General features: G+C 56.2%; 21 protein-coding genes. 16 read left to right on the plus strand and 5 right to left on the minus strand.

From position 1 onward, the window contains the following. Window positions 1–323 precede the first annotated feature (323 nt). From K5Y33_RS20240 to K5Y33_RS20255, 4 genes are all read left to right on the plus strand, one after another. On the plus strand, window positions 324–2,258 hold the full coding sequence (locus K5Y33_RS20240) for a PTS mannitol transporter subunit IICBA (protein WP_222213160.1): 1,935 nt from the start codon (window positions 324–326) through the stop codon (window positions 2,256–2,258). Window positions 2,259–2,352: 94 nt separating this feature from the next. Continuing rightward, window positions 2,353–3,501 carry a mannitol-1-phosphate 5-dehydrogenase gene (gene mtlD / locus K5Y33_RS20245; protein ID WP_101763824.1) on the plus strand — a complete coding sequence of 383 codons (1,149 nt, stop codon included), beginning with the start codon at window positions 2,353–2,355 and terminating at the stop codon, window positions 3,499–3,501. Between the two features lie 60 nt (window positions 3,502–3,561). Continuing rightward, window positions 3,562–4,107, plus strand: coding sequence for a mannitol operon repressor MtlR (gene mtlR, locus K5Y33_RS20250; RefSeq protein WP_192236852.1), 546 nt, complete (start codon window positions 3,562–3,564; stop codon window positions 4,105–4,107). A gap of 176 nt (window positions 4,108–4,283) precedes the next feature. Beyond that, complete coding sequence (locus K5Y33_RS20255) at window positions 4,284–4,646, plus strand: YibL family ribosome-associated protein (RefSeq protein ID WP_007893377.1); 363 nt, start codon at window positions 4,284–4,286, stop codon at window positions 4,644–4,646. A 7-nt stretch (window positions 4,647–4,653) separates the two neighbouring features. On the opposite strand, the gene K5Y33_RS20260 is transcribed toward K5Y33_RS20255, so the two are convergent. The 3 genes from K5Y33_RS20260 to K5Y33_RS20270 all read right to left on the minus strand — a co-directional run bounded on the left by K5Y33_RS20260 (window position 4,654) and on the right by K5Y33_RS20270 (window position 7,608). Then, window positions 4,654–5,616 (minus strand): VirK/YbjX family protein, encoded by a 963-nt coding sequence (locus K5Y33_RS20260; protein WP_222234986.1) that lies wholly within the window; start codon window positions 5,614–5,616, stop codon window positions 4,654–4,656. Between the two features lie 188 nt (window positions 5,617–5,804). Continuing rightward, window positions 5,805–6,422: a superoxide dismutase [Mn] gene (sodA, locus tag K5Y33_RS20265; protein ID WP_101763826.1), complete on the minus strand. Its 618-nt coding sequence runs from the start codon at window positions 6,420–6,422 to the stop codon at window positions 5,805–5,807. Window positions 6,423–6,582: 160 nt separating this feature from the next. Continuing rightward, window positions 6,583–7,608 (minus strand): LacI family DNA-binding transcriptional regulator, encoded by a 1,026-nt coding sequence (locus K5Y33_RS20270; RefSeq protein WP_101763827.1) that lies wholly within the window; start codon window positions 7,606–7,608, stop codon window positions 6,583–6,585. Window positions 7,609–7,903: 295 nt separating this feature from the next. Between K5Y33_RS20270 and K5Y33_RS20275 the strand changes: the two genes are divergently transcribed. The 4 genes from K5Y33_RS20275 to alsE are packed head-to-tail and all read left to right on the plus strand — an operon-like array spanning window position 7,904 to window position 10,663. Next, a complete protein-coding gene (locus tag K5Y33_RS20275; RefSeq protein WP_222234987.1) occupies window positions 7,904–8,347 on the plus strand; it encodes a PTS sugar transporter subunit IIA in 444 nt (147 codons plus the stop codon). A gap of 15 nt (window positions 8,348–8,362) precedes the next feature. Further along, window positions 8,363–8,629, plus strand: a complete 267-nt coding sequence (locus K5Y33_RS20280; RefSeq protein ID WP_101763934.1) for a PTS sugar transporter subunit IIB — start codon at window positions 8,363–8,365, stop codon at window positions 8,627–8,629. A gap of 43 nt (window positions 8,630–8,672) precedes the next feature. Next, window positions 8,673–9,932 carry a PTS ascorbate transporter subunit IIC gene (locus K5Y33_RS20285; RefSeq protein WP_110867875.1) on the plus strand — a complete coding sequence of 420 codons (1,260 nt, stop codon included), beginning with the start codon at window positions 8,673–8,675 and terminating at the stop codon, window positions 9,930–9,932. Window positions 9,933–9,982: 50 nt separating this feature from the next. After that, the gene (gene alsE / locus K5Y33_RS20290) at window positions 9,983–10,663 is read left to right on the plus strand and encodes a D-allulose 6-phosphate 3-epimerase (RefSeq protein WP_101763830.1); all 681 of its coding nucleotides are present in this window, start codon (window positions 9,983–9,985) and stop codon (window positions 10,661–10,663) included. Between the two features lie 77 nt (window positions 10,664–10,740). Here the strand turns inward: alsE and K5Y33_RS20295 are convergent, their stop codons facing one another. Next, window positions 10,741–12,081, minus strand: a complete 1,341-nt coding sequence (locus K5Y33_RS20295) for an aspartate aminotransferase family protein (protein WP_110867874.1) — start codon at window positions 12,079–12,081, stop codon at window positions 10,741–10,743. 174 nt (window positions 12,082–12,255) lie between these two features. Here K5Y33_RS20295 and K5Y33_RS20300 point away from each other — a divergent pair, with 174 nt between their 5' ends. Next, on the plus strand, window positions 12,256–13,032 hold the full coding sequence (locus K5Y33_RS20300) for a DeoR/GlpR family DNA-binding transcription regulator (RefSeq protein WP_222234988.1): 777 nt from the start codon (window positions 12,256–12,258) through the stop codon (window positions 13,030–13,032). On the opposite strand, the gene fdhD is transcribed toward K5Y33_RS20300, so the two are convergent. After that, window positions 13,029–13,820 (minus strand): formate dehydrogenase accessory sulfurtransferase FdhD, encoded by a 792-nt coding sequence (gene fdhD / locus K5Y33_RS20305; protein WP_233501805.1) that lies wholly within the window; start codon window positions 13,818–13,820, stop codon window positions 13,029–13,031. The genes K5Y33_RS20300 and fdhD overlap by 4 nt on opposite strands. A 172-nt stretch (window positions 13,821–13,992) precedes the next feature. Here fdhD and fdnG point away from each other — a divergent pair, with 172 nt between their 5' ends. The 7 genes from fdnG (at window position 13,993) to selB (ending at window position 23,485) form a co-directional block, all read left to right on the plus strand. Continuing rightward, window positions 13,993–17,040 carry a formate dehydrogenase-N subunit alpha gene (fdnG, locus tag K5Y33_RS20310; protein WP_222234989.1) on the plus strand — a complete coding sequence of 1,016 codons (3,048 nt, stop codon included), beginning with the start codon at window positions 13,993–13,995 and terminating at the stop codon, window positions 17,038–17,040. An 11-nt stretch (window positions 17,041–17,051) separates the two neighbouring features. Further along, complete coding sequence (fdxH, locus tag K5Y33_RS20315; protein ID WP_222234990.1) at window positions 17,052–17,951, plus strand: formate dehydrogenase subunit beta; 900 nt, start codon at window positions 17,052–17,054, stop codon at window positions 17,949–17,951. After that, a complete protein-coding gene (fdoI, locus tag K5Y33_RS20320; RefSeq protein WP_101763837.1) occupies window positions 17,951–18,592 on the plus strand; it encodes a formate dehydrogenase cytochrome b556 subunit in 642 nt (213 codons plus the stop codon). The genes fdxH and fdoI overlap by 1 nt, the downstream gene beginning before the upstream one ends. Further along, window positions 18,592–19,518 carry a formate dehydrogenase accessory protein FdhE gene (gene fdhE, locus K5Y33_RS20325; protein WP_101763838.1) on the plus strand — a complete coding sequence of 309 codons (927 nt, stop codon included), beginning with the start codon at window positions 18,592–18,594 and terminating at the stop codon, window positions 19,516–19,518. Before fdoI ends, fdhE begins: the two co-directional genes overlap by 1 nt. A 117-nt stretch (window positions 19,519–19,635) precedes the next feature. Further along, on the plus strand, window positions 19,636–20,247 hold the full coding sequence (locus K5Y33_RS20330) for a glutathione S-transferase (protein ID WP_222234991.1): 612 nt from the start codon (window positions 19,636–19,638) through the stop codon (window positions 20,245–20,247). Window positions 20,248–20,255: 8 nt separating this feature from the next. After that, window positions 20,256–21,635 (plus strand): L-seryl-tRNA(Sec) selenium transferase, encoded by a 1,380-nt coding sequence (gene selA / locus K5Y33_RS20335; protein ID WP_222234992.1) that lies wholly within the window; start codon window positions 20,256–20,258, stop codon window positions 21,633–21,635. After that, window positions 21,632–23,485, plus strand: coding sequence for a selenocysteine-specific translation elongation factor (gene selB / locus K5Y33_RS20340; protein ID WP_222234993.1), 1,854 nt, complete (start codon window positions 21,632–21,634; stop codon window positions 23,483–23,485). The genes selA and selB overlap by 4 nt, the downstream gene beginning before the upstream one ends. Window positions 23,486–23,525 lie beyond the last annotated feature (40 nt).

Raw genomic sequence — 23,525 nt, forward strand, 5'->3', positions numbered from 1 at the left:
ATAGTTTGTGACATTGATCACACTTACACAACAAAGCACCTACTTAAAAAGGTGACTTAAGTCACATTCATCGCCTTGTTTTGCTTAATTTTTCGGCATCATTGCTTTCTTACAGCGCCTTTTTGTGATCGATGTCACCTTATTGCCCCCCAACCACCCCAGCTTAGCGTGATCTGCATCACACTTAGGTGCAGCTCTACGCAGCGTAATAAACTAGTGCTAGAGTCCGCGTGCATACAGTAATGCCACGGCCCCCGCCGTAACGTTCAAACAAAAACAAACGCGCTCTCTTATTGCAGCGCGTCTCAATAAGGGGTGGGTTTATGTCCTCATCAGTAAAGGTCAAGGTTCAGAGCTTTGGTCGCTTTCTGAGTAATATGGTGATGCCTAACATCGGTGCGTTTATCGCATGGGGTATCATCACTGCGCTGTTCATCCCAACCGGATGGATTCCAAACGAAACGCTGGCGAAACTCGTCGGCCCAATGATCACTTACCTGCTGCCGCTGCTGATTGGTTTCACCGGTGGCCGTCTGGTTGGCGGCGATCGCGGTGGCGTGGTCGGTGCGATCACCACCATGGGCGTGATCGTCGGTGCCGATATGCCGATGTTCCTCGGTTCAATGATTGCCGGTCCGCTGGGCGGCTGGGCAATCAAATCCTTTGACCGCGTTGTTGATGGCAAGATCAAAAGCGGCTTCGAGATGCTGGTTAACAATTTCTCGGCCGGTATCATCGGTATGCTGCTGGCGCTGCTGGCGTTTGTCGCTATCGGTCCACTGGTTGAAGGCCTGTCTCACATTCTCGCCGCGGGCGTGAATCTGATGGTGCAGAACAACCTGCTGCCGCTGACCTCAATCTTTGTTGAACCGGCGAAAATCCTGTTCCTTAATAACGCCATCAACCACGGTATCTTCTCGCCGCTGGGTATCCAGCAGGCGAGCGAGGCAGGCAAATCAATCTTCTTCCTGATTGAAGCCAACCCAGGTCCGGGTATGGGCGTACTGGTTGCCTACATGGTATTTGGTCGCGGTAGCGCCAAACAATCTGCAGGCGGTGCAGCGATCATCCACTTCCTTGGTGGTATCCACGAAATTTACTTCCCATACGTGCTGATGGCGCCGCGTCTGTTGCTGGCGGTTATTCTCGGCGGTATGACTGGCGTATTCACCCTGACACTGCTGAACGGCGGCCTGGTCTCTCCGGCTTCTCCAGGTTCCATCCTGGCGGTGCTGGCGATGACGCCAAAAGGCGCTTACTTCGCGAATATCGCTGCCATTATCGCTGCGTTTGCCGTCTCCTTTGTGGTCTCAGCTATTCTGCTGAAAACCAGCAAAGTGAAAGAAGATGACGACATCGAAGCGGCGACGCAGCGCATGCAGGATATGAAAGCGCAGTCAAAAGGTCAGGCTGTTGCCGGTTCGCCAGTTGCTGGCGATGCGATGAGCGTTGACCTGAACCACGTGCGTAAAATCATCGTAGCCTGTGACGCCGGTATGGGTTCAAGTGCGATGGGTGCAGGCGTGCTGCGTAAGAAAGTGCAGGACGCGGGTCTGAGCAATATCTCTGTCACCAACACGGCGATTAACTCGCTGCCGGGCGACGTTGATCTGGTGATTACCCACCGCGATCTGACCGAACGTGCAATGCGTCAGGCGCCGCAGGCGCAGCACATTTCGCTGAACAACTTCCTCGATAGCGCGCTGTACAGCAACCTGACCGAACGTCTGGTGGCCGCTAACCGCAGCGAAGCGCGTCGTGAAACCGTGCAGACCACGCTGGCTGACAGCTACGACGAAGGCAACGCGCACCTGTTCAAACTGGGTGCAGACAACGTGTTCCTCGGTCTGAGTGCCACCCATAAAGAGCAGGCGATTCGCTTTGCGGGTGAGCAGCTGGTGAAAGGCGGCTACGTGCAGCCGGAATATGTTGAAGCGATGCTGGAACGCGAAAAGCTGACGCCAACTTACCTCGGTGAATCCATTGCTGTACCACACGGAACCGTAGAAGCGAAAGACCGCGTGCTGAAAACCGGCGTGGTGTTCTGTCAGTATCCGGCGGGCGTGCAGTTTGGTGATGAGCCAGAAGACGTGGCGCGTTTGGTGATTGGTATCGCCGCTCGCAACAACGAGCACATTCAGGTGATTACCAGCCTGACCAACGCGCTGGATGATGACAGCGTGATTGAGAAGCTGGCCAATACCACCAGCGTGCAGGACGTGTTGGATCTGCTCTCGGGCAGCACCGTCAAAGCGTAATACCCCGTTTTACCTTCCCTGGGGCGGGTAAGCCCGTCCCACATTTCCGGGGCGGACTTGCCCGCCCTTTCGTCATTTGATATGGGTCAAATTTATGAAAGCGTTACATTTTGGAGCAGGTAACATCGGTCGCGGTTTTATCGGTAAGTTACTGGCAGATGCCGGCATCGAGCTGGTGTTTGCTGACGTCAATCAGGTGGTACTTGATGCCCTTAACGCCCGTCATGAGTATCCGGTTCATGTGGTTGGCGAACAGGCAAAAGTCGAAATCGTAACAGGCGTGAGCGCCGTCAACAGCACCAGCGATGACATCGTTACGCTGATTGCTGAGGTTGATATCGTGACCACGGCGGTTGGCCCGCAGATTCTGGAGCGCATCGCCGGTGGCGTCGCGAAAGGTCTGGCCAAACGCAGCGACAGCGGTAATGTGCGTCCACTCAACATCATCGCCTGTGAAAACATGGTGCGCGGTACCAGCCAGCTGAAACAGCACGTGCTAAAAGCGCTGCCAGAGCAGTATCACGCATGGGTTGAAACGCATGTTGGCTTCGTGGATTCCGCGGTAGACCGCATCGTGCCGCCGTCCGAAGCGGGCACCACCGATCCGCTGGAAGTCACCGTGGAAACCTTCAGCGAGTGGATTGTTGATAAAACCCAGTTCAAAGGGGAATTGCCGAACATTCCTGGCATGGAATTGACCGACAACCTGATGGCATTCGTTGAGCGCAAGCTGTTCACCCTTAACACCGGTCACGCCATCACCGCGTATCTCGGCCAGCTGGCTGGTCACGCTACCATTCGTGACGCGATTCTCGATGAGAACGTGCGTGCGGTAGTGCAAGGCGCGATGCAGGAGAGCGGCGCCGTGCTGATCAAGCGTTATGGTTTTGAAGCCGATAAACATGCTGCCTATATCCAGAAAATCCTCACCCGCTTCGAAAATCCGTACCTGAAAGATGACGTTGAGCGCGTCGGTCGTCAGCCACTGCGTAAACTCAGCGCGGGCGATCGCCTGATCAAGCCAACGCTGGGCACGCTGGAGTATCAGCTGCCGCACGATAATCTGGTTCAGGGCATTGCCGCCGCGATGCACTATCGCAGCGAAGCCGATCCGCAGGCGCAGGAACTGGTCGCGCTGCTGGCAGAAAAAGGCCCGCAAGCCACGCTGGCGGAAATTTCTGGCCTGGATGCCAACAGCGAAGTGGTCACCTCAGTGGTGAGCGCTTACAACGCTATGGCATAATGCGCGCCCTTTAGTGGTTAACTCGGGCGCGCTTGCGTGCCCGCTGGCGGTAGCTGAACGATGCAGGCAATGATGGAAGAGAAGCAGGCTTTTGAAAACCGGGTGCTTGAGCGCCTGAACGCCGGTCGTTCGGTGAGAAGCTTCCTGATCGCCGCCGTTGAGCTGCTGACCGAAGCGGTTAACCTGCTGGTACTGCAAGTGTTTCGCAAGGACGATTACGCGGTTAAATACGCGGTAGAACCGCTGCTGCTGGGTGATGGTCCGCTGGGCGAACTCTCGGTTCGCCTCAAGCTGATTTACGGCCTGGGCGTGATCAATCGGCATGAGTACGAAGATTGTGAACTGCTGCTGGCGCTGCGTGAGGAGCTGAATCACGACATCAGCGATTATCGTTTTACCGATGATGAGATCCTCGGCCCGTTTGGCGAACTGCACTGCGTGGCCGCCTGGCCACCGCAGCCAGACTTCAACCGCGACGACGACCAACTGCGCTCCATGCAGCAACAGCGCTATCTGCAAATGGTGCGTTCAACCATGGTGCTGTCACTCACCGAGCTGATTTCACGGATTTCGCATAAGCAGGTGTTTAAAAAGCCGGCGCTGTAGTTTTTGTATGAACAAGCACGATGAAGCGTGCCGCTGCGGATAAGTGCGCGTGAGGCATCTACGTCTTAAATCAGCACGCATTGTCGCGGCGCGATTTATCGCGCGAAGTCATGCGCTGCAAAGTTGCCTGAATTTGATGTATCCTTTGCCTGTTTTCCTTAACGAGTTTTCCCCCAATGAAAGAACAAGAAAAAGCCGAGATCAAACTTCTGAGCGATCAGCTCGATGCGCTCAACCGCAAAGAAGCCCCGCTGTTAGCCTCTGGCGATGCCGAAAAGCTCGGTGAACTGCTGCGTGAAAAAGAGAAGCTGGAGCTGGAAATTGAGCGCCTGCGCGGTGTGCGCACCGAGAAGCTGAGCAAAGAAGCGCAACAGCTGCAGAAGCTGGGCTTTAGCCGCGAAATTACCAAAAAAGAACAAGCCAACATGGGCGCATTCAAGAAAAGCGTGCGCGGCCTGGTGGTGGTACACCCAATGACCGCGCTCGGACGTGAGATGGGACTGAAAGTGATGACCGGCTACGCGAAGCAGCCGTTCTAATCTTGACTTACGCGGCGTGTGAAACGTCGCGTAGGATGCCCGCCGCCTGATGAACTTGTTCATTCAGACTGTCCAGCAAGGCATAACGACGGCGATACTCGGCGCGCTTCTTGCTGGCAATCTCTTCCAAATCTTTACGCTCCGCGCGTAACGGCAACGTAAATAGCTCATCGCCACGCGCCACGCCACCCAACGACAACCAAAACTCGCTGTAGCTGGCAAAGAACTTATCACCTTTACTGTGACGGTAGCGCAGGCTGCGAAACACGTGCGTGGTATCGCCAACGGCGGTGATCGCCTCAACGCCACACTGTTCCGCCAGATTAAATACTGCTTCCATCAGCAGGCGTTTTGGGAATACGCCGTGCGCCGCTTTGGTGGCATCGCGAATCACATCGTTAGAAATATGCTTACGCGGCCCCTGCAATCCACCAATTAATAACGTGCGCTTCTGCTGTTCGCGAATAATTGAGAAAGAGAGCGACGCAATTAACTGCGTTTCATAGCGCAATTCCAGAGTAATTTCACCTTCACGGTCAAAGCGGCCCGGACAGCAGTGAATCACATACGTCTCATCATTTTTGCCGCTCAGGCTGGCCAGTAAATTATCACCCGGACTCTGCAACAGCTGACGCAGCGCCGCATTATCTAACTGATCCATCAACGTATAGTGATCGATGATCGCCTGTGCGCGCTGCGCCACGCTGAATCCCGCACGCAGATAAGGACGATGTGGCTTCGCCGGCAGCAAACCCTGCATGGTCAACAGCTGTGGTAACGCAGATAATTGCGCCAACTGGTGCAGGTAATTAAAGGTAGTTACAGGAAACACCAGCGATCTTAAGGCAAATTTCGCGCGAAATCTTCCGCTATTCCATAATTTATTTGGCCTGAACTTTCCGCTTATTAACGGCAAAAACAGCGGTGCTGACGAATCATTATTCGTCACAGAAGTTGTGATAGTAGACATGATTATTTAGGCTTGGCGAGACAAATTATCGCCACTATATGCCCCAAATTATCAACGGCAGGTTAATAGCTTTCGCAGCGGAATAGTCGTGTGCGGGAATATTCAGGTCGTTTAGCAAGGGTTTATAAAGGCGAAAAAAAACCGGTGAAGAGATCACCGGTTTAGTGCGTTGCGGCTATCGCCTGAACTTACTTCGCAGCAGCGAAACGTGCTGCAGCTTCGTCCCAGTTCACTACGTTCCAGAATGCTTTGATGTAATCAGGACGTTTGTTCTGATACTTCAGGTAGTAAGCGTGTTCCCACACGTCCAGACCGATGATCGGCGTGCCTGAAACGCCAGCAACGGCTTCACCCATCAGCGGGCTATCCTGGTTTGCGGTTGAAACCACAGCCAGTTTGTCGCCTTTTTTCACCAGCCACGCCCAGCCTGAACCGAAGCGAGTAGTCGCGGCTTTCTCAAACTCAGCCTGGAAAGCTTCAACGCTACCGAAATCTTTTTCGATGGCGGCTTTCAGGTCGCCCTGCAGCGAGGTGCCCAGCTTCAGACCTTTCCAGAAGAAGCTGTGGTTAGCGTGGCCGCCTGCGTTGTTACGCAGTGGACCTTTTTTGTCTGCTGGCAGCTGATCCAGTTTGGTGATCAGCTCTTCTACCGGCAGGTCAGCGAATTCGGTACCTTCCAGCGCAGCGTTAGCGTTGTTAACGTAGGTCTGGTGGTGTTTAGTATGATGGATTTCCATCGTCTGCTTGTCGAAGTGCGGTTCCAGTGCGTCGTACGCATACGGCAGGGATGGCAGTGAATAACTCATGTTCTTCCTCTCCATTTTAGTGTTTTGCAGCACCACCTCTCTGGGCGTGCCGCGTAAGCAGTCGGATCATTATAGTTAAAAACATGATCCGTAAAAGGGTTATCAATGCCTTAGAATTGATAAGGATTTGATGAATCTGAGAAAAGGTGCGCACGCACGGCTACACCTTGTGGCTGCTGGCGCGCAGTTTTAGCTGCACCGGCAGTTCATTGATGGCTGGCGGCTCATCACCTTTGAGCGCCGCCAGCAGACGTTTACCCGCCATGCGCCCCATCTCTTCATACGGCAGCACAATGCTGGTGAGCGGCGGCGAACATACGGCCGCTAGCGGACCGCCGCCGATGCTGGCAATCGCCAACTGGCTGGGAATCGCAATCCCCGCCGCATGGCACGCCATGATAGCGCCGCAGGCCACTTCGTCGCTGGTGCAAATCAGCACATCCAGCTCCGGCCAGGTCAGGCGAATTTCCGCCAGCAAGCTGTGCCCGGCGGCAAAGGTCGGCATTTTCGGCGAGGTCACCACGCGATGCGGCGCCTGATTCATCGCCAGCATGCCGCTGTGCCAGCCATTCAGCAGCTGGCGGAAGATGGTGTTATTACTCTGCGTGCACAGCAAACCGAGATTGCGATAGCCGCGCTCGACCAGACTTTGCACCAACTGGCGAATCGCTTTGGCGTAATCGACACCAATGCTGATCCCCGCCGAATCCTGATGCACGCCGCCAATATCCATGACCGGCAGCCCGGAATTGCTCAGCAGACGATGCGCTTCGGCGGCGTTATCGAAATTGAAATGCACCATCGCCGCCGGATTATAGGAGAGCAACATTTCGATCAGCTCGCTCTCTTCTGCCGCCGAATGGTTGGCTTCAGCCAGCATCATGTTATAGCCCTGCGGCCGCAGCACTTCCTGTAGCGCTTCGGACACAATTGCACTGCCCGGCGTGGCAAAAGATGGCACCACCATGGTGATCAGGCGTGATGTGGCCGATGCCAGATTGCTCGCCTGCACATTCGGCACATAGGAGAGCTCAATCACTGCCGCATCGATTTTGGCGCGAATTTCAGGCGACACTTTCTCCGGCATGCGTAGCGCGCGCGACGCTGTCATGGTGCTTACGCCCACCAAACGGGCAACATCGGCTAAAGTGCTTTTACCGGTACCGCGCCGTTTTTTTTCTGTCATGCGATCTCCTGCATTACTCGCTACTTTTTTGCCAGGACGCAGCTTAAAACCAAATCTGTTAACGCGCCATGTGAAAAACCACAGTTTCGGGCGTGCCTCACCCCGCGATCTTTTCAGAATGATTGAGCATGTCAGGTGCTTGCAACCAAGACAAACGCACAGCAAGGAAATGTTAGCGATAACACGTTTTTTAACAATAACGGTGTTAGCGCTAACTTTTGCGACAATCATCACAGAAAACCGCTGAGAAAATAACCTACATTGCACTCCATCGACGAATAAACAGGAATGACTGATGCTCACTCAATGGCTAACGCCGCAACATATTCGGGTAGTAGAGCAGGTTAGCCACTGGCAGGAAGCAGTGCGATTATCCGCCGAACCGCTGCTGGCTGCTGGGGCGATCAGCCCGGCTTATCTCGATGCCATCTTCACTTCGCATGCCGAACTCGGCCCTTACTACGTGCTGGCGCCGGGCCTGGCGATGCCGCATGCCCGCCCGGAACAAGGCGCGCGCAAAAACGGCCTGTCGTTGCTGCATGTGAAAAATGGCGTGAATTTTCAGGCCGATGAAAACGATCCGGTTTATGTGGTCATCATGCTGTGCGCGGTATCTGGTGACGATCACATTCAGATGATCACCGCCTTAGCGGACGTGTTCAGCGACGAATCCCGCCTGCAGCAATTGCTGTCGGCTTCTACCCTGTCAGCGATTGAAGCTGTCATTGAAAATAAATAACCAGAGAACCCTATGATGAAAAAAGTCCTGATTGTGTGTGGAAATGGTTTAGGTAGCAGCTTTATTGTTGAAATGAACGTGAAGAAGATTGTGGCGGAATTAGGCAAAGAAGCGGAAGTGGGCCACACCGATTTAACCTCTGCAAAATCTGAACAGGCTGATTTAATCATTGCCGCAAAAGATATTGCCGACCAATTAGCCGGGCATAGCGCGAAAGTCGTTGGTCTGACTAACCTGCTGGATAATGCAAAGATTAAAGAAATTTTGGCTGAAAATATCTAATAACAGTTTATCCCGAAAAACTTTACTCACTATGGAGTAAGTTATGCTGCAGTTTATAATTAAGGATGTTCTTGGAACACCCGCTATACTTGTCGGCCTTTTTTCCCTGTTTGGTTTATTACTGCAAAAGAAACCGGTTTCTGATGTTATTTCCGGTACGCTTAAAACCATCATGGGTTTTGTTATTCTCATCGCCGGGGCCAATTTAATTGCGGCCACATTGACCATCTTCAGCCAGCTGTTTGAGCACTCCTTTAATATTCAGGGCGTAGTGCCAAATACGGATGCAATGGCCGCGCTGGCGCAGAAAAGTTACGGCACCGAAACCGCCATGATCATGGTGTTTGGTATGCTGGTGAACATCTTGCTGGCGCGCATTACCCCGTTGAAATACATCTTCCTGACCGGTCACCACACGCTGTATATGTCGGCGATGCTGGCGGTAATTCTGTCGGTAGGCGGCATTCACGGCTTCTGGCTGGTGCTGATTGGTTCGCTGATTCTCGGCACCATGATGGTGGTTTGCCCGGCGATTCTGCAGCCGTTCACCCGCAAAATCACCAACTCGGACGATCTGGCGCTCGGCCACTTTGGCTCAACCGGCTATCTGCTCTCCGCATTAGTGGGCAAAATGGTCGGTAAAGGCAGCCCGTCGATTGAAGAGCTGAAGGTGCCAAAAACCCTCAACTTCCTGCGCGACTCATCGGTAGCGATTTCGCTGACCATGATGATTCTGTTTATCGCGCTGGTTCTGGTTGCCGGTAAAGAATTCACCGAAAGCATCAGTGGCGGCCAAAACTACATTGTGTTCGCCATCATTCAGTCGATCACCTTTGCTGCGGGCGTCTATATCATCCTCGCCGGTGTGCGCATGGTGATTGCCGAAATCGTGCCGGCCTTTAAAGGTATCGCCGATAAGCTGGTACCCAACGCCAAACCGGCGCTGGATTGCCCAACCGTGTTCCCGTTCGCGCCGAACGCGGTGATCATCGGCTTCCTGTCGAGCTTCTCCGCCGGCTTGATCAGCATGTTCCTGTGTCCGCTGTTTGGTCTGAGCGTTATTGTTCCGGGTCTGGTACCGCATTTCTTCTGCGGTGCGACCGCTGGCGTCTACGGCAATATCACTGGCGGACGTCGCGGCGCAGTGATCGGCGCCTTTGTGCAAGGCTTGCTGATCTCCTTCCTGCCAGCGATTCTGCTGCCGCTGATGGGCGACCTCGGCTTCGCTTCCACCACCTTCGGTGATGCCGACTTCGGCATTGTTGGTATCGTGCTCGGCCACATTATTTCGTTCTTCCATTGATGTCATCAACAGCGCCTGCGGGCGCTGTTGTTGTAATGAGGAAATAAGTTATGCAAGCCAAATTCTCCCCCTCCTTAATGTGCATGGATCTCACGCGTTTTCGCGAGCAGGTTGAAGCGATGAATAGCACCGCTGCCTTTTATCATGTCGATATTATGGATGGCAGCTATGTGAAGAATATTACGCTGTCGCCGTTCTTTATTGAGAACCTGCGTAAAATTACTGATGTACCAATTGATGTGCATTTAATGGTAAATCATCCGGAAGATATTATCCCAATGTGCATTGAGGCCGGCGCAGATATTATTAGCTTCCACCCGGAAACCGCTAATAACAAAATTTTCCGCCTGCTGACGCAAATTAAAGACGCAGGCCGTCGCTGCGGCGTGGTGTTAAATCCGGCCACACCAGCAGAAACTATTCGTGAATATGCGCACCTGCTGGATAAAGTCACGGTGATGTCAGTGGATCCGGGTTTCGCCGGGCAGACATTTATCCCGCAAACGCTGAATAAGATTCGCCAGTTGATCGCCATGCGCGAAGAGCACGGTTATCACTATCTGACCGAAATTGATGGTTCATGCAACGCACGCACCTTCCGGCAGATTGCTGCTTCAGGCGTGGATGTGTTCATTGTGGGCACGTCAGGTTTGTTTAATCTGGATGACGATGTCGCGCAGGCGTGGCAGAAGATGGAGAGCATTTTCGCCGAGGAAACCGCAGCTGCGTAAACCTGCACATATCGTAGCGGCGCAATTTATTGCGCGATAAATCGCGCCGCGACAAAATGTGCACAATCAATGATCTGTTAACGCCCCAGCTCACTCAGCGATTTATCCAGCGCGCCCACCAGCCAATCGATATCCGCTTCCTGGAACGCCAACGGCGGACGCAACTTCAGCACGTTGCCGTAAGGTCCCGCCACTGACGTCAACACGCGGTGTTCGCGCAGTTTCTCGATCAAATCCAGCGCCAGCGCTTTATCCGGCGTTTTACTGGCGCGATCCTGCACCAGTTCGAAACCAATAAACAGGCCCGCACCGCGCACGTCGCCGATCGACTCGTGACGATCCATTAGTTTCTGCAGTTCACTCAACAGCCTGGCGCCCACCACGCGGCTGTGCTCCTGCAAGCCCTCTTCTTTAATTACCGTCAGCACCGCTTGCGCGGCGGCCATCGCCACCGGATTACCGCCAAAGGTGTTGAAGTAAGGAATCTCGTCACTAAATGCCGCTAGCACATCGCTTTTCGCCAGCAAACCTGAAACCGGAATGCCGTTGCCCATTGGCTTGCCGGTGGTGATCACATCAGGCACCACGCCGTGACGCGCAAAGCCCCAGAACGCATCGCCGGTACGACCAAAGCCCGGCTGCACTTCATCGGCAATGAAAATCCCGCCGTTGGCATGCACCACATCGACCGCTTTTTGCAGGAAGCCGCGCGGGTTCGGCAATACGCCATCGGATGAGAAGATTGAGTCAGCGAGGAAGCCGGCAAACTTGATGCCGTGCGCTTTCATATCGTCAATCTGCTGCTGGATTTCATTGGCAAACCACTCGCCGAGATCGGGCGCATTCACGCGATAGGCATCCGGCGGTGAAACCAGACGCGTGGTCGCCGCCAGCGGCTGTCCGCTGCCGAGCGCGGGCGACACACCTGACGTGAGATCGCTGGTGCCGTGATACGCCTCCTGCGACACGATAATGCCGGTGCCGCCGCTGAAAGCCCGCGCCACGCGGATCGCCAAATCGTTGGCTTCCGAACCGGTGCACATATACATGGCGCGATCAATGGCATCTGGCGTGGTCGCCAGCAGCTCTTCGGTGTAATCGAGAATGCGTTCGTGCAGATAGCGCGTGTGGGTGTTCAGCATCTTCATCTGCTGATTCACCGCCTCAATCACCGCCGGATGGCAGTGACCAATGCTCGCCACGTTGTTGTACACATCAAGATATTTATCACCGGCGGCATCCCACACATACTGCCCTTCGCCGCGCACTAAATGCACTGGCTTGCGGTAAAACAGGCGATACGACTCGCCCAACACTTTGCTGCGCTTGTCGGTTAGCTTGCGGGTTGCCGCATCCAGTCCGTCGGCGTGCTCAGCACGAAAACTGTTGGTATCCATGATGGTAGAACGTGTAGCCATGGTAACTCCCGTTGCGAAGGTGAAAGGGGTGCATGCGAAATCGCCGTTTGCCAATATCATGCCTGCTTTGGCGACAAATGCAACCAAATACACAAATACAACCAAATACACATGACGGCGCAATGACACTCAGGTAAGCTTAGGCCCAGGTTGAACACGCCACAGGGAAAAGTCATGCTGCAGGAAACCCGCTTACACCGCATTCGCGCGCTGCTGACCACGCAACATCAGCTCAGCACCGAACGCATCATCAATGAGCTTGGCATCTCGCGCGAAACCGCGCGGCGCGACATTATTGAGCTGGAAGCGCAGGGATTGGCGCGGCGGGTGCATGGCGGTTTGGTCGCCGTCGATAGTCAGCCAGAGCCGCCGCTGCAGGTGCGCCGTAACGCGCAGGCGAAAGAGAAACGCGCAATTGCGGTTGCTGCCGCGCAACATCTCCAGCCCGGCCAAACGCTGTTCCTTGATGCCGGCACCACCACCACCATGCTGGCCGAACAACTGCGCACCATGTCGGGTTTAACCATCATCACTAACAGCCTGCAGGCCGCGCTGGCGCTGAGCGCAGCGGAAGAGCATGAGACGCTGAATAATCAGGTGATTTTAATTGGCGGCATGATGATGGCAGGCGCGCAGCAAACGCGCGGGGAGATGACGATTGGGGAAATTTATCGTTATCGCGCCGATGTCGCGTTGCTTTCGCCGGTCGGCATCGATGCGAAAAACGGTGCCAGCAGTTTTCATCCCCACGAAGCGGCGATTGCCCGCGCCATGGTACAGCAGGCAAACCGCACCATTTTACTGGCGGATCACAGCAAACTCGGCGTGATGAGCCGCACCGTTTATGCAGCGATTGCGGAAATCGATCTGCTGATCTGCGACAGCGGCGCGGCAAAACCCGGCGCGCTGACGGCGCTGCAACAAGCGCTGCCGCAGGTGCAGGTGGTTTAACGCAGCCGCTGCGGATGGCTGTAAACCGTGGCGCGGCCCGGTTTACTGAAGCCGACTAGCGTGAGATTGCAACGTTCGGCTACCTCAACGGCGAGCTGTGTCGCAGCCGACACCGCGAACAGAATTTCCACGCCGCACATGGCGGATTTCTGCACCATCTCATAGCTGGCGCGACTGGAAACCAGCACCGCGCCCTGCTGCCACGGCTGCTGGCTGCGATTCCCCAGCAGTTTATCCAGCGCCACATGGCGACCGACATCTTCATACCCGCCCTGCAATTCGCCTTGCGGTGACATCCACGCCGCCGCGTGCGTGCAGCCGGTGAGGTTGCCGATCGGCTGGTAGTCGCGCAGCTGCGCCAGGCCTTTATCCAGATTGGCTAAATCAAAGGTTTGGCTGAACGGCAGCGGCTGTAATGGCTTACCGATTTGATCAAGTTGCTCCACGCCACACACGCCGCAGCCGGTGCGGCCAGCCATGGCGCGGCGCTGCTCTTTCAGCGCCATAAAGCGGCGGCTGGAGAGTTCAATCTGTACTTCAATGCCATTACAGCCCGGAACCACATCGATACCGTAGATTTCATCCGGGCGCGCAATAATGCCTTCCGAGAGCGAGAAACCTATCGCAAAAGCTTCCAAATCATTGGGTGTCGCCATCATCACAACGTGCGAAATGCCGTTATAGACCAGCGCCACCGGCACTTCCTGCGCCAGCCAGTCTGTTTCCGCAAGGCTGATATCACGCCGCTGATGCACCTGCGCCTGCACCGCTCCTGAGATCTTATTCACATTAATGTGACTTTCCTGCTCATTCTCTGTCACTTTTTTCGCCTCACATAACAACCTTACTAAAGTAGTGGTAATATTAGGTCGCTATTGCCGCAATATTCGTCGGGTTATTGTGACGCCCGATTCACTGCTCTGCAAAAGTAAAAAATCATTCATGTTGAAAGGATAATCCATGAACGTCAGCCGAAGAAAATTCTTCAAGGTCTGTGCTGGCGGTATGGCAGGGACAACGGCAGCGCTGCTTGGCTTTGCGCCAGAGGTAGCGCTGGCGGAAACGCGACAGTATAAACTGCTGCGCGCACGCGAAACCCGTAACACCTGCACTTACTGCTCAGTTGGCTGTGGCTTGTTAATGTACAGCCTCGGTGACGGCGCGAAAAACGCCAAAGAGACCATTTTCCACATCGAAGGGGATCCGGATCATCCGGTGAGCCGCGGCGCATTGTGCCCGAAAGGCGCAGGCCTGCTCGACTTCATCCACAGTGAAAGTCGTCTGCAATACCCGGAATACCGCGCGCCAGGCTCCGATAAATGGCAGCGCATTAGCTGGGACGATGCCTTTGATCGCATCGCCAGGCTGATGAAAGCGGACCGCGACGCTAACTTTGTGGCGCAAAACGCTGCGGGCGTGACGGTAAACCGTTGGCTCTCCACCGGCATGCTGTGTGCTTCCGCTTCCAGCAACGAAACCGGCTACTTAACCCAGAAATTTACCCGATCGCTCGGCATGTTAGCGGTCGACAACCAGGCACGCGTTTGACACGGACCAACGGTAGCAAGTCTTGCTCCAACATTTGGTCGCGGTGCGATGACCAATCACTGGGTCGACATCCGTAATGCCAATCTGATCGTTGTGATGGGCGGAAACGCCGCTGAAGCGCATCCTGTGGGATTCCGCTGGGCGATGGAAGCCAAGATTCACAACAAAGCCAAACTGATTGTTATCGATCCGCGCTTCACGCGCACGGCATCGGTAGCCGATTTCTATACGCCGATTCGTTCGGGCACCGACATCACTTTCCTGTCGGGCGTACTGCTGTGGCTGATACAAAACGACAAAATCCAGCATGAATATGTGCAGGCGTACACCAATGCCAGCCTGATCGTGCGCGAGGATTATCATTTTGAAGATGGCTTGTTCAGCGGCTACGACGAAGAGAATCGCAAATACGACAAAACCAGCTGGAACTACGAGCTGGACGCCGACGGCTTCGCCAAACGCGACACCACGCTAACGCATCCGCGCTGCGTGTGGAACCTGCTGAAGCAGCACGTCAGCCGTTACACACCAGAGATTGTTGAACGCATCTGCGGCACGCCAAAAGCGGACTTCTTGCATGTGTGTGAACTGATTGGCGAAACCAGCGCGCGCGATCGCACCACCTCGTTCCTGTATGCGCTCGGCTGGACGCAGCACTCGGTCGGTGCGCAGAACATCCGCACCATGGCGATGATTCAGCTGCTGCTCGGCAACATGGGCATGATTGGCGGCGGCATCAATGCGCTGCGCGGCCACTCGAATATTCAGGGTCTGACCGATCTCGGTTTGCTGTCGCAAAGTTTGCCGGGTTACATGACTTTGCCGTCGGAAAAACACACCGATCTGCAGAGTTATCTTGCTGCCAACACGCCGAAAGCGCTGCTGCCGGGCCAGGTAAACTACTGGAGCAACTACCCGAAATTCTTTGTCAGCCAGATGAAAGCCTTCTTCGGCGACAAAGCCCAGGCGGAAAACAGCTGGGGCTTCGACTGGTTGCCGAAGTGGGATAAAGGCTACGACGTGCTGCAGTACTTCGAGATGATGTCGCAAGGCAAGGTCAATGGCTATCTGTGCCAGGGCTTCAACCCGGTGGCGTCGTTCCCGAACAAGCGCAAAGTGATCGCATCGCTGTCGAAGCTGAAGTTCCTCGTCACCATCGATCCGCTCAACACCGAAACCGCCACCTTCTGGGAGAATCACGACGAGTTTAACGATGTCGATCCGTCAAAAATTCAGACCGAAGTGTTCCGTTTGCCTTCCACCTGCTTCGCCGAAGAGAACGGTTCAATCGTTAACTCCGGCCGCTGGCTGCAGTGGCACTGGAAAGGTCAGGATGCACCGGGCGAAGCGCTGAATGACGGCGAGATTCTTTCCGGCATCTATTCACGCCTGCGCAAAATGTACGCCAGTGAAGGCGGTGCATTGCCTGAGCAAGTGCTGAACATGAGCTGGAACTACCTGACGCCAGAAAATCCGGCGCCGGAAGAAGTGGCGATGGAGAACAACGGCAAAGCGCTGGCGGATGTATACGATGACAAAGGCACGCTGCTGGTGAAAAAAGGCCAACAGCTCAGCACCTTTGCCCATCTGAAAGATGACGGCAGCACCAGCAGCGGTTGCTGGATTTTCGCCGGCAGCTGGACGCCGGACGGCAACCAGATGGCGCGCCGCGACAACACCGATCCTACCGGTTTGGGCAACACGCTGAACTGGAGCTGGGCTTGGCCGCTCAACCGCCGCATTCTCTACAACCGCGCCTCGGCTGATCCGCAAGGCAATCCGTGGGATCCGAAACGTCAGATCCTGAAGTGGGATGGCAGCAAATGGGGGGGCATGGATGTGCCGGACTACAGCGCCGCCGCACCCGGCAGCGATGTCGGGCCGTTCATCATGCAGCCGGAAGGCATGGGCCGCCTGTTTGCGCTCGATAAAATGGCCGAAGGTCCGTTCCCGGAACACTACGAGCCGTTTGAAACGCCAATCGGCACCAACCCGCTGCATCCGAACGTGGTATCCAACCCGGCGGCGCGCGTGTTCAAGGACGATTTGGCATCGATGGGCCAGGCGGAGCAGTTCCCGTATGTCGGCACCACTTATCGCCTCACCGAGCATTTCCATTACTGGACCAAACACGCGCGGCTCAATGCCATCGCGCAGCCGGAACAGTTTATTGAAATCGGCGAGAAGCTGGCCAACAAGCTCGGCATCGCGCAGGGCGACACGGTAAAAGTGAGCTCCAATCGCGGCTACATCAAAGCCAAAGCGGTGGTCACTAAGCGCATCCGTCCACTCAACGTCGACGGCAAAATCGTCGATACCATCGGCATTCCGATTCACTGGGGTTATCAGGGCGTGGCGAAAAAAGGCTTTATCGCTAATACCCTGACGCCGTTTGTCGGTGATGCCAACACGCAGACGCCAGAATTTAAGGCGTTCCTGGTCAACGTCGAGAAGGTGTAAGGAGAACGAATATGGCTTATCAATCTCAAGACATTATCCGCCGCTCCGCCACCAATGGACTCACGCCTGCCCCGCAGGCACGTAACCATCAGCAGGAAGTGGCGAAACTGATCGACGTGACCACCTGCATCGGCTGCAAAGCGTGTCAGGTGGCGTGCTCGGAGTGGAACGATATCCGCGATGAAGTGGGACATAACGTTGGGGTGTACGACAATCCCGCCGATTTGACCGCCAAATCGTGGACGGTGATGCGCTTCTCAGAAGTGGAGGAGAACGGCAAGTTAGAGTGGCTGATCCGCAAGGATGGCTGCATGCACTGCGCCGATCCCGGCTGCCTGAAAGCCTGCCCATCTGAAGGCGCGATTATTCAGTACGCCAACGGCATCGTCGATTTTCAGTCAGAACAGTGCATTGGCTGCGGCTACTGCATCGCTGGCTGTCCGTTCGATGTGCCGCGTCTGAATAAAGAGGACAACCGCGTGTATAAATGCACGCTGTGCGTCGATCGTGTCAATGTCGGTCAGGAACCGGCGTGCGTGAAAACCTGCCCGACCGGCGCGATTCACTTCGGCAGCAAAAGCGATATGCAGGCGCTGGCCGGTGAACGCGTGGCCGAGCTCAATACGCGCGGCTATGCCAACGCGGGCTTGTACGATCCGGAAGGCGTCGGCGGCACACACGTGATGTACGTGCTGCATCACGCCGACAAACCGCAGCTCTATCACGGTTTGCCGGATAATCCGAGCATCAGCCCGGCGGTAACGTTCTGGAAAGGGATCTGGAAACCGCTGGCGGCGATCGGTTTTGCCGCTACCTTTGCTGCATCCGTGTTCCACTACGTTGGCGTAGGGCCAAACCGCGTGGAAGAGGATGAGGACGAGAATCTGCACGAAAAAGAGGAGCGCGAATAATGAAAAAACGCGATCGTCTGGTGCGCTACAGCGCACCGGAACGCATCAATCACTGGATTGTGGCGTTCTGTTTTGTGCTCGCCGCGCTGAGCGGACTGGGTTTCTTTTTCCCGTCGTTTAACTGGCTGATGCACGTGCTCGGCACGCCGCAGTTGGCGCGTATCCTGCATCCGTTTGTTGGCACGGTGATGTTTGCCGCCTTTATCATCATGTTCTTACGCTATTGGAAACATAATCTGATCAATCGCGAAGACCTGGTTTGGGCGAAAAACATCCACAAAATCGTGCAAAACGAAGAGGTCGGCGATACCGGCAAATACAACTTCGGGCAGAAGTGTGTGTTCTGGGCTGCTATCATCAGCTTAGTCTTGCTGCTGGTGAGCGGAATTGTTATCTGGCGCCCGTACTTTGCCGGTGCCTTTACTATTCCGCTGATTCGCATCGCGCTAGTGGTGCATTCGGTCTCAGCTGTGGCGCTGATCGTGGTGATTATGGTGCACATTTACGCCGCGTTGTGGGTAAAAGGCACCATTACCGCCATGGTTGAGGGCTGGGTTCCGGCCGCGTGGGCGAAGAAACATCACCCACGCTGGTATCGCGAGCAGCGCCAACGCCAAACACAACAGGAAAAACGTCCCTGATGAGTATTCGCATCATCCCGCAGGACCAGCTGGAGAAAAGCGAAAAGCACACGGCGGAGCAAGTTCCGCCGTTACTTTTCCCCCGGCTGAAAAATCTGTATAGCCGCCGTGCGGCACGTTTGCGCGACCTGGCCGCGAAGAATCCGCTGGGTGATTACCTGCGCTTTGCCGCGGTGATCGCCGAGGCGCAGGAGATCGTGCTGTATGACCATCCGCTGCAGCTCGATCTGCAGCAGCGGCTGACGCAGAGCGCCGAGCAGGGCAAACCGCCGCTTGATATCCACACCTATCCGCGCGATGCGCACTGGCAGCGTTTGCTGCATTCGCTGATCGCCGAGCTGAAGCCAGAGATGAGCGGCCAGGCGCTGGCAGTGCTGGAGAATCTGGAAAAATCCTCCACTACCGAACTGGAAAATCTGGCACATGCGCTGCTGGAAGGCGATTTCGCACAGGTGAGCAGCGACAAATCGCCGTTCATCTGGGCGGCGTTGTCGATTTACTGGGCGCAGATGGCGGCATTAATTCCCGGCAAAGCGCGCGCCGAATACGGTGAGCATCGCCAGTTCTGCCCGGTATGCGCCAGCGTGCCGGTCACCAGCGTGGTGCACATGAGCGTAGGCCAGCAAGGTCTGCGCTATCTGCACTGCAATCTGTGTGAAAGCGAATGGTATGTGGTGCGCAGCAAGTGCTCCAACTGTGAACAAACCGGCGATCTGCATTACTGGTCGCTGGACAGCGAAAAAGCGGCGGTGAAAGCAGAGAGCTGCGGCGATTGCGGTACCTACCTGAAGATGTTGTATCAGGAGAAGGATCCCGCCGTGGAGCCGGTGGCCGATGATTTGGCCTCGCTGGTGCTGGATGCCCGCATGGAGCAGGAAGGATTCGCCCGCAGCAGTCTGAATCCATTTATGTTCCCCGGCGATTAGCTTTTTCCATGTTTCTGCGGTCCGTAGCGGCGCGATTTATCGCGCATTGTGCCAGCGCGCCGCCAGGGATATGTGCGGTTTGTTATCGCGTATTTTCATTCAACACGGAGGCGCACGATGAAACTGATTGGCAGCTACACCAGCCCTTTTGTCCGCAAAATATCAGTGATATTGCTGGAAAAAGGCCTGGTTTTCGAATTCGTTAATCACTCTCCGTGGATCGATGACAGCGATGTACCGCAGTACAATCCGCTGGGCAAAGTACCGGCGCTGATTGACGACAACCAGCTCACCTGGTTCGACTCTTCGATCATCGCGCAGGTGATTGAACTGCGCGGCGATGCGCCTGCGCTGCTGCCCGATGATGCGCTGCACGCGTTGCACATCCGTCAGCTGGAAAAACTGGCCGACGGCATTAACGATGCGGCGGTGATGATCGTGCGCGAGCAGATGCGTCCTGGCGATCAGCAATCTGAAGAGGTGCTGCTGCGCAACCGTGATAAAATCCAACGCGGCCTCGATGCGCTAGAAACCGCCGCCGCCCAAGGCGAATGGCTCAATAGCGGCACGATCAATCTGGCCGATATCGCCACTGGCTGCATGATTGGTTACCTCAACTTCCGCCGCGTGCTGCCAAACTGGTGCGTGAATCGCCCAGCGCTGGTGAAGCTGGCCGAAAACCTGTTTGCGCGCGAAAGCTTTGCCCGCACCGTTCCGCCCTCTCTGTAAGTCACCCGATGAAAACCCTGTACAGTCAATTACCTGCTATCGACAGCCTGCTGCGCGATCCCGCGCTGCAGCCGCTGCTGGCGCATCACGGAACCGCCTTCGCTACGCGCCAGCTGCGCAGCATGCAGCAGGAAGCGCGCGACCATATTCAGCAGTACCAAACCTTGCCAGGGTGGCACCTGAACTGGCCGGATGAAGCGCTGCGCCGCAGCCAGCAACAGCAGCAAAGTGCGCTGCGTCCGGTGTTCAATCTCACCGGCACCGTGCTGCACACCAATCTTGGCCGCGCACAGCTGAGCGATCGCGCTATCGACGCGGTGGTGAATTGCCTGCGTCAGCCGGTCACGCTGGAATACGCGCTGGATGAAGCGGCGCGTGGCCACCGCGATCGTGCGGTCAGCGCGCTACTGTGCGAGTTAACCGGCGCGGAAGCGGCCTGTATCGTCAACAACAATGCCGCCGCCGTGTTATTGATGCTGGCCGCGTTAGCGCCGGGGCGCGAAGTGATTGTCTCGCGCGGCGAGCTGGTGGAAATTGGCGGCGCCTTCCGCATTCCTGACGTGATGCGCCAGGCGGGCTGCAAACTGGTGGAAGTGGGCACCACCAACCGCACGCACCTGAAAGATTATCGCGCTGCCATCGCGGAAAACAGCGGCCTGCTGATGAAGGTGCACACCAGCAATTATCAGATTCAGGGCTTTACCCATGCGGTAACGGAAGCAGAGCTGGTTGAGCTGGGTGACGCTTATCAATTGCCGGTGATCACCGACCTTGGCAGCGGATCGCTGATCGATATGACCGAATTTGGTCTGCCGGCTGAACCGATGCCGCAGCAGCTGATCGCCGCAGGCGTTAGTCTGGTAAGTTTCTCCGGCGACAAACTGCTCGGCGGTCCGCAGGCGGGGATTATCGTCGGCAAGCAGACGCTGATTGATCAGCTCCAGTCGCATCCGCTAAAACGCGCGCTGCGCGTCGACAAAATGACGCTCGCGGCGCTGGAAGCCACGCTACAGCTCTATCGTCAGCCGGAAACGCTGCGCGAAGCCCTGCCGACGCTGCGGCTGCTCACCCGTCCAGCGCAGGATATTCAGCAACAAGCTGAACGATTGCTGCCCGCGTTACAACAGATTTATCGAGATGATTTTTCGCTAACTATTGCGCCCTGTTCATCCCAAATCGGCAGTGGATCGTTACCAGTTGAACGCCTTCCCAGTTTCGCCATCACCTTCACGCCACACGATGGGCGCGGTAGCCAGCTCGTCAATTTGTCACAGCGCTGGCGCAGCTTAGCGCGCCCGGTGATTGGCCGCATTCAGGAAGGCAAGCTGTGGCTGGATCTGCGCTGCCTTGATGATGAAAGCGCGCTGATTCAGGCCTTAGCGTCATGATTATTGCCACCGCTGGACACGTCGATCACGGCAAAACCGCGCTGCTACAGGCATTGACCGGCGTGGATGCCGATCGCCTGCCGGAAGAGAAACGGCGCGGCATGACCATCGATCTCGGCTACGCGTACTGGCCGCAGCCGGATGGTCGCGTGCTCGGCTTTATTGATGTGCCGGGCCACGAGAAATTTCTTGCCAATATGCTGGCGGGCATTGGCGGCATTCATCATGCGCTGCTGGTGGTGGCTTGCGACGATGGCGTTATGCCGCAAACCCGCGAACATTTGCAATTGCTGAGCCTGGCCGGACAGCCGCCGCTCAGCGTGGCGCTGACCAAAGCCGATCGCGTGGATGAAACGCGCATCGCGGAAGTCCAGCGGCAGGTGGCGCAGCTCACGCAGCAACTCGGCTGGCCGGCGGTGCCGCAATTTGTCACCAGCAGCCACACCCAGCAAGGCATCGACGCGCTGCGCCAGCATCTCAGCACGCTAGCGGAACCGGCCTTCGACTCTCGTTACCGTTTCCGTCTCGCTATTGATCGCGCCTTCACGCTGAAAGGCAGCGGATTGGTGGTCACCGGCACCGCGCTGTCGGGCGAAGTGAACGTCGGCGATACTCTTTGGCTTAGCAGCCTGAATCTGCCGCTGCGCGTGCGCGCGCTGCATGCGCAGAACCAATCGGTGACGCGCGCGCAAGCCGGTGAACGTATCGCATTGAATATCGTCGGCGATGTGGAAAAAGCGCAGATCGCGCGCGGCGACTGGCTGCTGTCACAGGCCAGAGCGGAAGGCACCACGCGCTTAACCGTGGCGCTGCGCTTGCTGCAGCCGCTTAAGAGCGCGTCGCAGCCGATTCATCTCCACCACGCCGCCAGCCACGTCACTGGACGCATTACGCTGCTGGCGGATGATGTCGCGGAACTGGTGCTGAATCAGCCGCTGTGGCTGGCCGAAAACGATCGGCTGATTATCCGCGACAGCAACGCACAGCACACGCTGGGCGGCGCGCGCGTGCTGCTGCTCAACAGTAAAAAGCGCGGCAAACGTCAGGCGGAGTATCTTGCCTGGCTGCAGCAGCTGGCCGCCGCACAAGATGATGACGCCAGCCTGCAGGCGCATCTGGCCTATCAACCGACAGAACGGCGTGACCTGGCGTGGGCGCGCCAGCTTACCGAGCCCGCGCTGGATGCACTGATCAAGAATGCAGCGCCGGTGCAGCTTGATAACGCGCTAATGAGTGCCGCGCAGGCAGCACAATGGCGGCAAAAGCTGCTGGAATCACTGGCGCATTTTCATCAGCAGCATCCCGAGGTGCCGGGCATCGGCCACGATCGTTTGCGTCGTGTGGCAATGCCGCATCAGCCTGCGGAATGGGTGTTAGCGCTGATTGATCAACTGCTGGCGCAAGGTCAGCTACAACAGCGACAAGGCTGGCTGCATCTGCCCGACTTCGAACCGCGCTTTAATCCGCAGGAAGAAGCTCTTTGGCAGCAGGTCGGCCCGCTGTTTGGCGATCAGCCGCTGTGGGTGCGCGATATCGCGCTGGCGCTGCAGCAGGATGAACAGGCGATTCGCTCGCTGCTGCTCACTGCTGCCCGGCTCGGACATATCACCGCGATCGTACGCGATCGCTACTATCGCAGCGACCAGATCCAGATCTTCGCCGATCTGATTCGCCAACGTGCCGCGCAAGAGGGCAGCACCAGCGCCGCCGACTTCCGCAACCAGCTTGGCACCGGGCGCAAAGTGGCGATACAGATTCTGGAATTCTTCGACCGCAGCGGCTTCACCCGCCGCCGTGGTAACGATCATCTGTTGCGCGACGACCGCCTGTTTCCCGTCTCATCTGCCTAAAATCTCTCGCGTTGCCTCGCAGTTCAGCCTGTAACTGCGC

This window comes from Pantoea sp. DY-17 (assembly GCF_019795975.1).
GTDB classification, from domain to species: Bacteria; Pseudomonadota; Gammaproteobacteria; order Enterobacterales; family Enterobacteriaceae; genus Pantoea; species Pantoea leporis.

Bases quoted from the DNA above. Each gene is read 5' to 3' on its own strand.
- K5Y33_RS20270 (WP_101763827.1), bottom strand. From the start codon at position 7,608: ATGACAGAAAAAAAACGGCGCGGTACCGGTAAAAGCACTTTAGCCGAT.
- mtlD (WP_101763824.1), top strand. From the start codon at position 2,353: ATGAAAGCGTTACATTTTGGAGCAGGTAACATCGGTCGCGGTTTTATC.
- K5Y33_RS20240 (WP_222213160.1), top strand. From the start codon at position 324: ATGTCCTCATCAGTAAAGGTCAAGGTTCAGAGCTTTGGTCGCTTTCTG.
- K5Y33_RS20255 (WP_007893377.1), top strand. From the start codon at position 4,284: ATGAAAGAACAAGAAAAAGCCGAGATCAAACTTCTGAGCGATCAGCTC.
- K5Y33_RS20280 (WP_101763934.1), top strand. From the start codon at position 8,363: ATGAAAAAAGTCCTGATTGTGTGTGGAAATGGTTTAGGTAGCAGCTTT.
- fdhE (WP_101763838.1), top strand. From the start codon at position 18,592: ATGAGTATTCGCATCATCCCGCAGGACCAGCTGGAGAAAAGCGAAAAG.
- K5Y33_RS20295 (WP_110867874.1), bottom strand. From the start codon at position 12,081: ATGGCTACACGTTCTACCATCATGGATACCAACAGTTTTCGTGCTGAG.
- K5Y33_RS20300 (WP_222234988.1), top strand. From the start codon at position 12,256: ATGCTGCAGGAAACCCGCTTACACCGCATTCGCGCGCTGCTGACCACG.
- alsE (WP_101763830.1), top strand. From the start codon at position 9,983: ATGCAAGCCAAATTCTCCCCCTCCTTAATGTGCATGGATCTCACGCGT.
- K5Y33_RS20330 (WP_222234991.1), top strand. From the start codon at position 19,636: ATGAAACTGATTGGCAGCTACACCAGCCCTTTTGTCCGCAAAATATCA.
- K5Y33_RS20285 (WP_110867875.1), top strand. From the start codon at position 8,673: ATGCTGCAGTTTATAATTAAGGATGTTCTTGGAACACCCGCTATACTT.
- mtlR (WP_192236852.1), top strand. From the start codon at position 3,562: ATGCAGGCAATGATGGAAGAGAAGCAGGCTTTTGAAAACCGGGTGCTT.
- selA (WP_222234992.1), top strand. From the start codon at position 20,256: ATGAAAACCCTGTACAGTCAATTACCTGCTATCGACAGCCTGCTGCGC.
- fdxH (WP_222234990.1), top strand. From the start codon at position 17,052: ATGGCTTATCAATCTCAAGACATTATCCGCCGCTCCGCCACCAATGGA.
- K5Y33_RS20260 (WP_222234986.1), bottom strand. From the start codon at position 5,616: ATGTCTACTATCACAACTTCTGTGACGAATAATGATTCGTCAGCACCG.
- fdoI (WP_101763837.1), top strand. From the start codon at position 17,951: ATGAAAAAACGCGATCGTCTGGTGCGCTACAGCGCACCGGAACGCATC.
- K5Y33_RS20275 (WP_222234987.1), top strand. From the start codon at position 7,904: ATGCTCACTCAATGGCTAACGCCGCAACATATTCGGGTAGTAGAGCAG.
- selB (WP_222234993.1), top strand. From the start codon at position 21,632: ATGATTATTGCCACCGCTGGACACGTCGATCACGGCAAAACCGCGCTG.
- sodA (WP_101763826.1), bottom strand. From the start codon at position 6,422: ATGAGTTATTCACTGCCATCCCTGCCGTATGCGTACGACGCACTGGAA.